14 protein-coding genes and 1 tRNA gene are annotated in these 12,835 nt (G+C 66.7%); 6 read left to right on the plus strand and 9 right to left on the minus strand.

Translation table 11 applies throughout. The annotated features are described in order from the left end of the window. Positions 1–65: 65 nt before the first annotated feature. Genes xseA through ACTODO_RS00825 form a run of 3 tightly spaced genes read left to right on the plus strand, consistent with a single transcriptional unit; the run spans position 66 to position 2,656 of the window. On the plus strand, positions 66–1,394 hold the full coding sequence (gene xseA, locus ACTODO_RS00815; RefSeq protein ID WP_003790281.1) for an exodeoxyribonuclease VII large subunit: 1,329 nt from the start codon (positions 66–68) through the stop codon (positions 1,392–1,394). A gap of 52 nt (positions 1,395–1,446) precedes the next feature. Further along, positions 1,447–1,677, plus strand: a complete 231-nt coding sequence (locus ACTODO_RS00820) for an exodeoxyribonuclease VII small subunit (RefSeq protein WP_003790283.1) — start codon at positions 1,447–1,449, stop codon at positions 1,675–1,677. Positions 1,678–1,720: 43 nt separating this feature from the next. Then, positions 1,721–2,656 (plus strand): carbohydrate kinase family protein, encoded by a 936-nt coding sequence (locus ACTODO_RS00825; protein WP_003790285.1) that lies wholly within the window; start codon positions 1,721–1,723, stop codon positions 2,654–2,656. 82 nt (positions 2,657–2,738) lie between these two features. On the opposite strand, the gene ACTODO_RS00830 is transcribed toward ACTODO_RS00825, so the two are convergent. Beyond that, positions 2,739–3,500, minus strand: a complete 762-nt coding sequence (locus ACTODO_RS00830) for an isoprenyl transferase (RefSeq protein WP_003790290.1) — start codon at positions 3,498–3,500, stop codon at positions 2,739–2,741. A gap of 186 nt (positions 3,501–3,686) precedes the next feature. Between ACTODO_RS00830 and trhA the strand changes: the two genes are divergently transcribed. Beyond that, entirely contained in the window at positions 3,687–4,370 is a 684-nt protein-coding gene (trhA, locus tag ACTODO_RS00835; RefSeq protein ID WP_003790292.1) for a PAQR family membrane homeostasis protein TrhA, read from the plus strand. Between the two features lie 115 nt (positions 4,371–4,485). Beyond that, on the plus strand, positions 4,486–4,965 hold the full coding sequence (greA, locus tag ACTODO_RS00840; protein WP_003794499.1) for a transcription elongation factor GreA: 480 nt from the start codon (positions 4,486–4,488) through the stop codon (positions 4,963–4,965). Between the two features lie 109 nt (positions 4,966–5,074). Here the strand turns inward: greA and ACTODO_RS00845 are convergent, their stop codons facing one another. Beyond that, complete coding sequence (locus tag ACTODO_RS00845) at positions 5,075–6,559, minus strand: AI-2E family transporter (RefSeq protein WP_003790297.1); 1,485 nt, start codon at positions 6,557–6,559, stop codon at positions 5,075–5,077. A 99-nt stretch (positions 6,560–6,658) separates the two neighbouring features. On the opposite strand from ACTODO_RS00845, the gene msrA reads away from it, so the two are divergent. Further along, positions 6,659–7,285, plus strand: a complete 627-nt coding sequence (gene msrA, locus ACTODO_RS00850) for a peptide-methionine (S)-S-oxide reductase MsrA (RefSeq protein ID WP_003790299.1) — start codon at positions 6,659–6,661, stop codon at positions 7,283–7,285. 67 nt (positions 7,286–7,352) lie between these two features. On the opposite strand, the gene ACTODO_RS00855 is transcribed toward msrA, so the two are convergent. The 7 genes from ACTODO_RS00855 to eno form a co-directional block, all read right to left on the minus strand. Continuing rightward, entirely contained in the window at positions 7,353–7,751 is a 399-nt protein-coding gene (locus tag ACTODO_RS00855; RefSeq protein WP_003790301.1) for an FKBP-type peptidyl-prolyl cis-trans isomerase, read from the minus strand. 33 nt (positions 7,752–7,784) lie between these two features. After that, the gene (locus tag ACTODO_RS00860) at positions 7,785–8,765 is read right to left on the minus strand and encodes a Bax inhibitor-1/YccA family protein (protein WP_003790303.1); all 981 of its coding nucleotides are present in this window, start codon (positions 8,763–8,765) and stop codon (positions 7,785–7,787) included. 155 nt (positions 8,766–8,920) lie between these two features. Continuing rightward, positions 8,921–8,994 (minus strand) — tRNA-Leu (locus ACTODO_RS00865). A gap of 52 nt (positions 8,995–9,046) precedes the next feature. Further along, positions 9,047–10,015, minus strand: a complete 969-nt coding sequence (locus ACTODO_RS00870; RefSeq protein ID WP_003790305.1) for a Ppx/GppA phosphatase family protein — start codon at positions 10,013–10,015, stop codon at positions 9,047–9,049. A 61-nt stretch (positions 10,016–10,076) separates the two neighbouring features. After that, positions 10,077–10,586, minus strand: a complete 510-nt coding sequence (locus tag ACTODO_RS00875) for a DUF501 domain-containing protein (RefSeq protein WP_003790308.1) — start codon at positions 10,584–10,586, stop codon at positions 10,077–10,079. Continuing rightward, positions 10,583–11,344 (minus strand): FtsB family cell division protein, encoded by a 762-nt coding sequence (locus ACTODO_RS00880; RefSeq protein ID WP_003790312.1) that lies wholly within the window; start codon positions 11,342–11,344, stop codon positions 10,583–10,585. Before ACTODO_RS00880 ends, ACTODO_RS00875 begins: the two co-directional genes overlap by 4 nt. Before the next feature lie 106 nt (positions 11,345–11,450). Continuing rightward, the gene (gene eno / locus ACTODO_RS00885; RefSeq protein ID WP_034511751.1) at positions 11,451–12,728 is read right to left on the minus strand and encodes a phosphopyruvate hydratase; all 1,278 of its coding nucleotides are present in this window, start codon (positions 12,726–12,728) and stop codon (positions 11,451–11,453) included. Positions 12,729–12,835: the final 107 nt, after the last annotated feature.

The following is a 12,835-nucleotide window of genomic DNA, read 5'->3' on the forward strand; positions in this document are numbered from 1 at the left end:
ATCGACGAGGCCGGGGCTGTCCACAGGCGTACGCTGCGGCAGCGCGGCGGGGACTTTCCTGTGGCATGCTGAGTGGCGTGACATTGCCTGATACTCATGCTGCGCCGCCTCCGGGCGGCTCCTCCCAGCCTCGTCCGCCCGCCGCGAAGGCGGCTGATACGACGCGGGATAATCCGTGGCCGCTGCGCAGGCTGACGGAGAACATCAAGGTGTACGTGGACCGCATGAGCCCCCTGTGGGTGGAGGGCCAGGTCGTCGAATACAAGGTGCGCCCGGGCGCGAAGATGCACTTTTTGACGCTGCGCGACTTGGAGACGGACACGTCGATGACGGTGACCGCGTGGGCGGGCGTCATGGATTCCACGCCCCTCACCGAGGGTGCGCACGTGGTGACGCGCGTGAAGCCGGTGTTCTGGGAGCGCTCGGGCCGCCTCAACCTGCAGGCCGCGGAGATTCACCTCCAGGGCGTGGGTGATCTGCTGGCCCAGATTGAGGCGCTGCGTGCCCGCCTGGCCGCCGAGGGGCTGTTTGCAGATGCACGCAAGAAACCGCTGCCGTTCCTGCCGCGCACGATCGGCCTGATCTGCGGGCGTAACGCGAAGGCGAAGGACGACGTGGTCGTGAACGCGTCGGACCGCTGGCCATCCGCCCGCTTCGAGATCCGCGAGGTCGCCGTGCAGGGCGATCACTGCGTACCCGAGGTGGGCCGCGCCCTCCTCGAACTGGACGCCATGGACGACGTGGACGTCATCGTCATCGCGCGCGGCGGCGGCGCGGTCGAAGACCTTCTCCCCTTCTCCGACGAGCGCCTCGTGCGCGCCGTCGCGGACGCCCGCACGTCCATCGTCTCCGCGATCGGCCACGAGGGGGATTCTCCCCTGCTGGACCTGGTCGCCGACTACCGGGCCTCGACCCCGACGGATGCGGCTCGCCGCATCGTTCCGGACCGTGCCCGCGAGCGCGACGGCATCTCTCAGGCGCTGACCCGCATGCGTGGGGCGCTGGGCGCGCGCCTGGCGACAGAGCGCTCGAACCTGACGCTCATCGCGTCACGCCCGGTGCTCCAAGGCCCGGAGGCGATCGTCGAGGGGCACCGTGTAGCCCTCACGCAGCGGGTCACGGCGATGCGATCGGCGATCGAGCGTCGGCTCGCCTCGGAGCGCCAGCAGCTGACTCGCTCGCGCGCGACCCTGACGGCCCTGTCTCCGCAGGCGACGCTGGACCGCGGCTACGCGCTGCTGAAGACTCCCTCCGGCGCGCTCATCACCTCTTCGGCGCAGATCAAGAAGGGCGACCTCATCGAAGGCATCCTCGCGTCGGGCCGCATGGTCGCCCAGGTCGTGGGTGCCACCAACCCCACTCCTCCCGTGGACGCGCCCAACACAGGCGCCTGACACTCAGCGTCCCGGCCTCGTCCCCGAACCTCTCACCCAAAGGAACACTCACATGACCACGAACGACCAGCTCCCCGATCCCCAGTCCCTCGGCTACGAGGAGGCGCGCGACGAGCTCGTGCGCATCGTCCAGACCCTCGAGGGCGGGCAGGCCCCGCTCGAGGACACTCTCATGATGTGGGAACGCGGCGAGGCCCTGGCCGCCCGCTGTTCCCAGATCCTGGACGGCGCCCAGGCTCTTCTTTCTGAGCGCACCACCACGCCCTCCCCCGAAGCGCGCTAATGTACATTCTGTAGATCCGCTCACACGCAGGTGAGGAGACGCCATGACGGTGCAATCTGGCCCCCACATTCTCGCGATCGGCGAGGCGCTCATCGACGTCGTCATCACGTACGAGCAACCCGACTTCCCCGTTGAGATCCCCGGCGGCTCTCCCGCGAACGTCGCCCTAACGCTGGGGCGTCTGGACCGGCCGGTGGCGCTGGCGACCTGGATCGGTCTGGACGAGCGCGGCCGTCTCATCGACTTCCACATGTACGATTCCGGCGTGCACGTCACCGGGGCCTCGCGCGGTGCCTCGCACACGTCGACGGCGCTGGCACGCCTGGACGAGTCGGGGGCCGCCTCCTACACCTTCGACCTGGAGTGGGCGCCGGCTCCTCCAATCACCGTTCCGCCTACCGCGCAGATCATCGAGGCCGGCTCGATTTCGGCGGTCATCGAGCCGGGCGCCTCCGCGGTCCTCGACGCGCTGACCCGCGGCCGCGAGCACGCGCTCGTGTGCTTCGACCCGAACGCGCGCCCCTCGATCATGGGCGAGCCCGCGGCGGCGCTCGCTTCCCTCGAGCGTTTTATCGCCCTGGCTGACGTCGTCAAGGTCTCCGACGAGGACATCGACTGGCTGACCGGCGGCGCGCCCATCGACGAGGTCGTGGATCGTTGGCTCGGCATGGGCGTCTCGCTCGTGGTCGTCACGCGCGGCAAGTACGGGAGCGAGGTCGCCATGGCCTCGGGCCTGCGCTTCACGAAGACCCCGAGCGACGTCGAGGTCGTCGACACGGTCGGCGCGGGCGACTCTTTCATGGGCGGCATGATCGACGCCATGTGGGGCATGGGCCTGCGAGGTGCGGACGCGCGCGAGGCACTGCGCACCCTTCCCGAGGAGCAGATCCGCGCCATCATCGACCGCGCCAGCGCCGTCTCCGACGTAACCGTCTCGCGCAAGGGCGCGAACCCGCCCTGGGCGCACGAGCTCTCCTAAGAACGCCACACACGTAACGAGGCCGGTCCCCACAACGGGGTCCGGCCGCGTTCAACGCACGCGCGGCATAATCGACGCGCGCTTACTTGCCCATGCGGCGCTCGCGCTGCGCGTAGGAGCGCAGGGCGCGCAGGAAGTCGACGCGGCGGAAGTCCGGCCAGTAAACCTCGCAGAAGTAGTACTCGGAGTGCACGGACTGCCACAGCATGAAGCCCGACAAGCGCTGCTCGCCCGAGGTACGGATGACGAGGTCGGGGTCGGGCTGGTCCTTCGTGTACAGGTGCGCGGTGATATCCGCGTCGGTGAAGGAGTCGGCGAGCTCGTCGAGGGTGCGCCCCTGGGCCGACGCCTCGCGCATCATGGAGCGCACGGCCTCGGTGATCTCGTGTCGCCCGCCGTAGCCGACCGCGATATTGACTGTCATTCCCTGCACGTCGGCGGTGCGCGCGACGGACGCACGCAGGTCCTCGGATACCTTTTCGGGCAGCAGGGAGAGGTCGCCGACGACGGCCAGCTTCCAGCGCCCCTGATCCGCCAGGAGGGAGACGGCCTCGCAGATGATGCGCAGCAGCTCGCCCAGCTCGCCGGCATCGCGCGAGAGATTATCGGTGGACAGGAGCCACAGCGTCACGATCGACACACCCGCGTCGTCGGACCACTGGAGGAACTCGCTGATCTTCCCGGCGCCAGCGCGGTGTCCCTGCGAGGCGGTCGCGCCCAGGGACTTCGCCCAGCGGCGGTTACCGTCCAGGATCACGCCGATGTGGGCGGGCACGGCGGCGTCAGACAGCTCGGCTTTGAGGCGACGCTCGTACATGTCGTAGAGCATGTTCCACTGGGCCATGATGTCCCTCCTGCTACTGTCGCACCCCGTGGTGCGGCGTACTCTTATGACATTAAGGGTATCGCGCCGTAGGACGGCAGGGAAACACAAGCACTCTCGAAGAGCGAGAACACGCCTATCGCAACAAGTTACGGCGTAGTAACCTACGGACTCGTAAGAAATGTTGACAGATTGACAGGGGAACAGATGAAGATCGCATCGCTCACGCCCAAGGAATGGTTCTCGGGCCAGCTCGTGCAGATCAAGCCGAAACTGCGCGGCTGGCTACACCTGGCCGCCGCCCCTCTGTCCCTGGCCGCTTCCATCGTCCTCGTCTGTCTGGCGCCCACAACCCCCACGCAGATCGGATCCGCCGTCTACCTGGCGTGTTCCCTCATCCTCTTCGGCGTCTCGGCCGCCTACCACCGCTTCTACTGGGCCCCGCGCTGGGAGATCATGTGGAAGCGCCTCGACCACTCCAACATCTTCCTGCTCATCGCGGGCACCTACACGCCGATCACGATCGCGCTCCTGGACCGCTTTGACGCGACTGTTCTCCTGTCGGTCGTGTGGGGAGGGGCGATCGCCGGCATCCTCCTCAACCTCTTCTGGCCCAGCGCACCGCGCTGGCTGACCACCCTCGTCTACGTCGCACTCGGGTGGGTGGCGGTCTGGTATCTGCCGCAGCTGTGGGCAGGTGGCGGCCCCATCGTGGTGTGGCTGATCGTCGCCGGAGGTGTCCTCTACACGCTCGGCGCGGTCGTCTACGGCACCAAGAAGCCCGACCCCTCCCCCACCTGGTTCGGCTTCCACGAGATTTTCCACGCCTTCACCGTCGCCGCGTGGGCATGCCATTGCGTCGCCGTCTACCTGGCGGTCCTGAATTCCTGACGCGCCGCCCGGCCAGGCTGCGCCCGTGGCCTGGCGCAATGTTGCTACACTCGACACCATGCGCGCCGGCACCCGTGTGCCGGCGCTCGATTACTCACACGTCATTGGAGGAACCATGGCTGACACACAGTGGCTCACGCAGGCCCAGTACGACCTGCTCGCAAGCGAGCTGAAGGAGCGCGTCGAGGTCAAGCGCGTCGAGATCGCGCGCCTCATCGACGCCGCCCGCCAGGAGGGCGACCTGCGCGAGAACGGCGGCTACCACGCTGCGCGCAACGAGCAGTCCATGAACGAGACCCGCATCCAGGCCCTCCAGGAAATGCTGGAGCACGCCGAGGTCGGCGAGACCCCCGCCGACGACGGCATCGTCGAGCCCGGCATGGTTGTTACGGCTCTGGTGGCCGGTCGCGAGCAGAAGTTCCTGCTCGGTTCGCGTGACGCCGGCGGCGACCTGGGCATTCAGGTCTTCTCCGCACAGGCTCCCCTGGGTGCAGCGGTCATCGGCCACAAGGCCGGCGACAAGCTCTCCTTCGAAGCCCCCACTGGCCGCATGATCGACGTCGAGATCCTTGACGCCAAGCCCTTCGAAGGCTGAGCCCCGAGGCGAGCAGGCCACCCCGGCCTCGCACGCCCCTCATCAATGCGAAGCGGGTCCCACCACTCGGTGGGACCCGCTTCGCATTGCATACGCGCGTAAAGAAACCTTACGCCTCCACGTGGGGCGTCGGAGGCTCCCCCGGCTTCTGCTGTTCAGCGGTCGGCGTTTCCTCCCGTGTCGCGTCCCCCTCCGACTCGACACAGGCCTCGACGTGAAGATCCACGGACGCCACGACCTCGTCCTCATCAGCTTCTGCACGAGCCACGTACGGGCGCGTATCTGGCTTACCCGCGTAGGAGGCCGCGATCGTCTCCTCGAGCATGCCCGGAGGGCCGCCCGGGCGGTCCTCCGCGGTCGCCAGCTCGGGCATCGGGTCGTACCCGTGCAGGTACATGACAGTCGCGTTGATGAAGGCGGCGATCGGCACCGAGAAGATCGCGCCGGCGATACCAGCGATCGCGGATCCGGCAGTGATGACGAGCATGACGGCGACCGGGTGCAAGGAGACGGCGTTCGACATCATGAAGGGCTGCAGGATGTTGGATTCGACCTGCTGGACGACGAGGATGATGACGAGCATGATGATCGCCTTCGTCAGGCCGCCGTTCACGGCCGCCACGAGTACCGCGATGACACCGGACGTCAGGGCACCCAGAATCGGAACGAAGGCGGCAAAGAAGGTGATAACGCCGATCGGGATGGCCAGGGGCACCCCCAGGAAGAATGCGCCCAGCGCAATGCCGAGCGCGTCGATGGCCGCCACCTGGATCTGCGTGCGCACGTAGGAGCCGAAGGTTGCCCAGCCGCGAATCGCGCTCTCGTGGACGGGGACGCGGGCGGGGGCGGGCAGCAGGCGCACGCACCACAGCCAGATCGAGCGTCCCTCCTTCAGGAAGAAGAACAGGCAGAAGAGCATCGTCAGGGCTGAGGTCGCCAGTGTGCCGACCGAGGACGTGATGTTCAGGGCGCCGGTCGCCAGCGTTTCCTTGTTGGTATTCAGCCAGTTCACCAGCTCGGAACGCAGCTGCTCGGCTGCATTCGTCAGGACCGTCGTGTCCATCTTCAACGGACCATCATGCAGAAACTCGTTGTGCGCAATCGCGTCGAGCAGCTTGCGGAAGCCGTCCGCGGCCTGCGAGGCCAGATACGGCACCTGCTGGATGAGTTCGGCGGCGGCCTGGCTCAGCGCGCCAGCGACGGCGGCGAAGAAGACGAGCAGGCCGACGGTTGCGGCCAGCGACGAGGGGAAGTGCAGGCGGCGGCGCATCCAGGAGACGAGTGGTTCGAGAAGCACCGTCACCGTCAGCGCGATCGCGACCGGCATGATGACGATTGTCAGGCGGGCGATGCCCCACAGGACGGCCATGACCAGGCCGGCGACGACGAGGGTGCGCCACGAGATCGCTGCGGCGATGCGAAGGGTGCGCGGGACGGCGGCCGCCACGTCGCGCTCATCCTCGTGTTCCTCGCGCACGGACACCATGACGGGCGCGGGCGCGGATTCATCAACGCGCTTCGTCGGCAGGGCAGCTGAGAGCCTGCCGATGAGGTCGGATAGCTTCCATCGCGGCTGTTCCTGAGTGTCGGCCACTTTCCCTCCTTTTCATTCACCCCTCAGCATACTCGCGCGCACACGCATTTCCGTTCGCGCAGCGCGCTCACCTGCCACGGCAGGAGGATACTGGGACCTATGACATCTTTCTTTCACCAGGCACACACGAACGTTCACGTCTCCACACACGCGGTCCTCGGCTCAAACATGAGGGACGAGGCCGGGGCGGGCCAGGAGGTCATCTACCTCGCAGCGGGGTGCTTCTGGGGCGTCGAGAAGGCCCTGTGGAACACTCCCGGGGTCGTGACCACGGCGACCGGCTACATGGGCGGACATTCGCCCAACCCGACGTACGAGCAGGTGTGTTCTCATTCGACGGGTCATGCGGAAACCGTACGCGTTGTCTTCGATACCGCGCTCACGAGCGCCGCTGACCTCGTTCGCCTCTTCTTTGAGATCCACGATCCGACGCAGGTGGGCGGACAGGGCAACGACATCGGCGACCAGTACCGCTCTGCGATCTGGACGACCACACCCGAGCAGCTGCGCGACGCGACCGCCCTGCGCACGGCCTACCAGGAGGTGCTCACCAAGCGCGGTTTCAGCCCGATTCAGACGGTCATCTCCCCCGCTCCAGACGCTGACTCCACCGCACGTTTCTGGTACGCGGAGGACTACCACCAGCAGTACCTGTTCAAGAACCCGGGCGGCTACGAGTGCCACGCCCGCACGGGCGTCGCCTGCCCGGCTCTGCCCCACGAGTAGCCAACGCGTGAGACAGATGTGGGGCGGGCTGGCACGTGTGTGCCGGCCCGCCCCACATCGCGTGAGATCAGTTCACGCCCAGGATGTCGGTGACGAACACGAGGGTCGCGCCGCCGGGGATGCCTGCCTGCGGAACGCCGCGCTCGCCATAGCCGAGCTCGGAGGGGATGGACAGCAGGACGCGGTCGCCCACGCGCTTGCCCACGAGGCCCTCGTCCCATCCGGGGATGACCATTCCAACGCCGATCTGGAAGGACAGGGCACCGCCGCGGTCGAAGGAGTTATCGAAGTCGACGTCAGAGCCGAAGACCGCGCCGTAGTAGTGGCATGTGATCGTATCGCCGGCCTCGACGACCTGGCCGTCACCGGTGTGCAGGACCTCGACGACGAGTTCATCAGCGGGGGTGCCGTCGAAGGACAGGGCTGGCTTGCGGCCGAATTCGCCGGCGACAGAGATGTTATCCATGATGTCTTTCCTTAGGGTCGGTGAAGCGACGCGTCAGTCGCGGCGCATGAGGTAGGACAGGATCCTGAGGATCTCGAGGTAGATCCAGATGACGTCGGTCATGATGGCGAAGGTGCACAGCCACGAGTACTTCTCAGGCACATTGTTGGCGACACCAACCTTGACGGCATCGAAGTCGCGCACGAGGCACAGGACGCCGATGAAGACCGCGAGAACGCCGATGATGATGCCAAGCGGAATACCGAAGATCTTTGCATTGTTCACCGCCGTCATGTCCACGAGGCCGGTGACCGAGAGGGCGAAGCTGGCCATGTAGTAGAAGAAAAACGCAGTGCAACCAATGCCGGCGACGCGGGCGAGCGTCGAGGAGTTGCGCACGAAGCCCATCGTGAAGGCCGCCAGGGTCACGCCGATAACGACGAGGGTCGCGACCACCGCGGTGGCGACGATGCCCGGGTACATCAATTCGAAGGCGAAGGACAGGGCACCAAGGACAAAGCCCTCGATCAGCGAGTAGGCGATGATCGCGGCCGGGCGGACCGTCTTCGAGAACCGGATAAACAGACCCAGCCCCAGCGTCACCACGCACGCGCCAAGAGCCACGAGCATAGCCGCGCCGAGCGTCACGATGCCCGTCAGCCATCCTGCGGTCGCACCCATGAGCAGCAGACCGAAACAGATCAGGGACTTGACCACAACGTCGTCGTAGGTCATCGTTCTGCGATCCACCGCGTCGGCCGCGGGAGCGTTCATCATCGCCTCGTACGAGGCCATCTGCTCCTCATAGCTGGACGACACCGGGTAGCCCTCGGCGCCAGCCTGTGCAGTGCCGTAGACCGGCTGCCCCGAATAGTCGACACCCTGCTGGGTGCCGTACGGGTTGGTCGCACCCGCGTAGGGGTTCTGTGCCTGCGCCGAAGCGGGCTGGTACCCCGGCATCTCGGGGTAGCCGGCGGGAGTCGTCGACTGAGTGGACCAGTCCTTCACGATCGAATTCATCACCGGGTTGGCCATTTTTCCTCCTCATTCAGTGATGCAGTGCCTCTAGTGTCGCACGAGGCATCCACGGGTGGGAAACGTACCATTATGCGCGCAGCGCAACACGGTGTCCACACGCGCAGCGAGTTCCACGAACTGGCCACGGCCTCGTCGATGACACCGCTGGTCTGTACCCCCGGTGGGACTCGAACCCACAACACACCGATTTTAAGTCGGTTGCCTCTGCCAATTGGGCCACGGGGGCGTGCACGCGCACGTCCAGCCTACGGGAGGCTGGCGTGCGCCTCAAGCTCCGCTCAGATCATCGCCTGTGCGATGCCGTCGAGGATGTCGTGCTCGGAGGTGATGACCTGCTCGATCGGGTGCCCGGCTGCCTCGGCGCGCGCCAGAACGCGCGTGACGATGCGGCTCCAGATGAGCGCGCCCGCCGCGATGACGTCCTCGCGTCCCTCGGGCATGAAGCCCAGGGAGGCCTTCACGGAGGTCGGCTGATCGACCATGAAGCGCACGGCTTCCTCGAACTGGGCGGCGCTCAGGCGGGCACCGTGGATGCGCTCGGGCTGGTAGGAGGTGAGCCCCAGTGCCTGGGCGGTCAGGGTGGTCACCGTGCCCGCGACGCCCACGAGGGAGCGCACACGTGCCAGGTCCACGGACTTTTCCGCGCCGTCCAGCTGCTCATCGATCCAGGCGATCGCACGCTCCTGGTCCTCGACGGGCACTCCGCCTGCCGGATCCACGTGGGAGAAGAACTTCTCGGTGACGCGCACGGCGCCCATGTCGATCGAAATCGCCTGTTCGACGCGGGTCGCACCCAGCACCAGCTCCGTCGACCCGCCGCCGATGTCGACGACCAGCATCGGGGCGGTCACGGCCTCGCCCAGGCCGCTCACCGCGCCGTTGAAGGACAGGGAAGCCTCCTCCGTGCCGACGACGACCTCGGGCTCCACACCGATGATGGCCTTGATCTGGCGCACGAAGTCCGCGCTGTTGGACGCATCTCGGGTGGCGGAGGTCGCCACGAAACGAGTGCTCGTCGCGCCCAGGGCCTCAATCATGCGCTGGTACTCGACCACGGCCTCCACCGTGCGCTCGATCGCCGCGGGGTCCAGGTAGCCGCGCGCATCCACGCCCTGCCCCAGGCGCACGATGCGCATCTGGCGGGTCAGATCGCAAAGGTGAGGGCGGCCGTCCTCGCCGATATGTCCATCGGCGACAAGCAGTCGGATCGAATTGGTTCCACAGTCAATGGCAGCTACGCGGGTCATCGCTTCGTTTCTACGGGGGTGAGTCCCGGACGAGGCCGGGGCGGGAACGGGCAAAAAGCGCTCAGCAGGAGCAACGGGAGGTGGAGAACAGGCCACGCTCGTCGAGCATCGCGAGCGCTCGGTCCCCGATCGGATTCACGCCGGGGCCGGCAGCCAGAGAATGGCCGACGAGGGCATGCAGGCACTTGACGCGCGTGGGCATTCCGCCGGCGCTCACGCCCGAAATCTCCGGGACTTCGCCCAGGGTCAGGCGCGCCTGAATGTAGGCCTCGTGGGCACGCGCATAGGCGGCGCGCAGCTCCTCATCAGCGGCGAGGTCCTCGTTGAGGGTCTCCATGACGTGCTCGGCCTCAAGGGTGGAAGCACCCTTCACTGCCGCCGGGTGCGTCAGGTAGTAGGTCGTGGGGAACGGCGTCCCGTCAGGTAGGCGCGGCGCGGTGGCCACGACCGTAGGCCGACCGCACACGCAGCGCGCGGCGATACCAACGACCCCTCGGGGCACGCGGCCCAGCTGGGAACGCAGGACCTCCAGGTCCTCTTCAGTGGCGTCGGTGGTGTTAACGAGGCTCATTCTCCGCTTTCTTGGCTGGTGGTGGGGGCATGGCCCGACTGGCTGGTCTCAGCCGACGGGATAGGCGTCGCGCTCGGCGGCTGGTCCGCCTTCCCCACTAGGATACCGAGCTGCTGTACCCACGGGCGCGCCGGTCCAGTGGATGCAGCTGCGGCCGCCAGCGCCGAGTCCTGGTATTGCGGCCCCGGATCCACCACCGTGTATTGGGTCTCACCGGGGCGAACGAATCCGAGGCGCTCGCGCGCCTGCGTGGAGATGTAGTCGGGGTCATTCCACAGGTCGAGCTGACGCTGCATGTCGGCATTCATCTGCTGTTGCTCGGCGACCTGCGTCTTAATCTGCGCGAGTTCACGCTCCTGCTGCCACCACTGGTAGAGGCTGGGCACCAGCATGACCGACAGAATCGCGGCGACGATCAGGACGACAAGAAGTCGGGTGGACACGTCAAGGCCACCGATGGACAGAACCGAAGAGCCCTCCGCGGCGGGGCGCACAAACGAAGTGCGCGACGTGCCCTTCTCAGCGCCCTTATTCCTGCGGAAAAAGCTGCGCTTTGCCCCCTCATTCTTCTGCGCTCCCCGCGCCGACTTCTGGCGCTTCGCCGAGGCCTCGGCCCCCTTCGAGGACTTCGAAGCCTTCGCGGCCGCCCTGCGCTGGCGCGACTTTTCCGCGTTGATCTCACGCGTCGTACGCGCTGCCTCCGAAGCGGAGGAGCGACGATGCGAAGAGGGGCGAGAAGAAGGACGACGGCTAGCCATTCTTCTATCGTGCCCTAAGTTGACGTCTTTGGCTCAGCCCCACGCCGAAAAACTCCGCGCGGACCCTTACGGGCCCGCGCGGAGCTATGCGGCTAGTTGCCTAGGCTCACTTGAAGCGAGGGAAGGCAGAGCGGCCGGCGTAAACGCCGGCCTCGCCCAGCTGCTCCTCGATGCGCAGCAGCTGGTTGTACTTGGCGACGCGCTCGGAACGAGCGGGAGCACCGGTCTTGATCTGGCCGGAGTTGGTGGCGACGGCCAGGTCGGCGATCGTGGTGTCCTCGGTCTCGCCGGAGCGGTGCGAGGTCATCGAACGGTAGCCGTTGCGGTGCGCTTCCTCGACGGCGTCGAGGGTCTCGGTCAGCGAACCGATCTGGTTCACCTTGACGAGCAGCGCGTTCGCGGCGCCCAGCTCGATGCCCTTCTTCAGGCGGGCGGGGTTGGTGACGAACAGGTCGTCGCCGACCAGCTGGACGCGGCCACCGATCTCGGAGGTCAGGGCCTTCCAGGCATCCCACTCGTCCTCGGACAGCGGGTCCTCAATGGAGACCAGCGGGTAGTTCGAGATGAGCTTCTCGTAGTACTCCACCATGTAGTCGGTCGAGCGGCCTTCGCCCTCGAACTGGTACAGGCCGTCCTTGAAGAACTCGGAGGAGGCAACGTCCAGGGCCAGGGCGACGTCCTCGCCCGGCTTCAGGCCTGCCTTCTCGATCGCGGAGACGATCAGGTCGAGGGCCTCGGCGTTGGAGTCCAGGTTGGGGGCGAAGCCGCCCTCGTCGCCCAGACCGGTGGACAGCCCGCGCTCCTTCACGACGCCCTTGAGCGTGTGGTAGACCTCGGCGCCCCAGCGCAGAGCCTCACGGAAGGAGGGAGCGCCGATGGGGGCGATCATGAACTCCTGGATGTCAACGTTGGAGTCCGCGTGGGAGCCACCGTTGAGGATGTTCATCATAGGGACGGGCAGGACGTGAGCGTTCGGGCCGCCCAGGTACTTGTAGAGGGGCAGGTCCGCGTACTTCGCGGCAGCCTTGGCGACGGCGAGGGAGACGCCGAGGATGGCGTTCGCGCCGAGCTTGCCCTTGTTGGGGGTACCGTCCAGGTCCAGCATGGCCTGGTCGATGTAGCGCTGATCGTCAGCTTCCTCGCCGATGAGCTCGGGGGCGATCTGCTCGACGACGGCGTCAACGGCGTCCTGGACGCCCTTGCCGAGGTAGCGGCCCTTGTCGCCATCGCGACGCTCGACGGCCTCGAACGCGCCGGTGGACGCGCCGGAGGGAACGGACGCGCGCGCAGCGGTGCCGTCCTCGAGGACGACCTCAACCTCAACGGTCGGGTTACCGCGCGAGTCGAGGATCTCGCGTGCACCAATGCCTTCAATAACTGCCACGTCATTCTCCAATCGATGTTGTTGCGTGGAAGCGGTCAGTACAACGGTAATACGGACCGCCATATGTGGTCACCCCCGGCGAGGGGGACGTTGTGGTTTTTGGGGCT

Source organism: Schaalia dentiphila ATCC 17982 (assembly GCF_000154225.1).
Taxonomy (GTDB): Bacteria; Actinomycetota; Actinomycetes; order Actinomycetales; family Actinomycetaceae; genus Pauljensenia; species Pauljensenia dentiphila.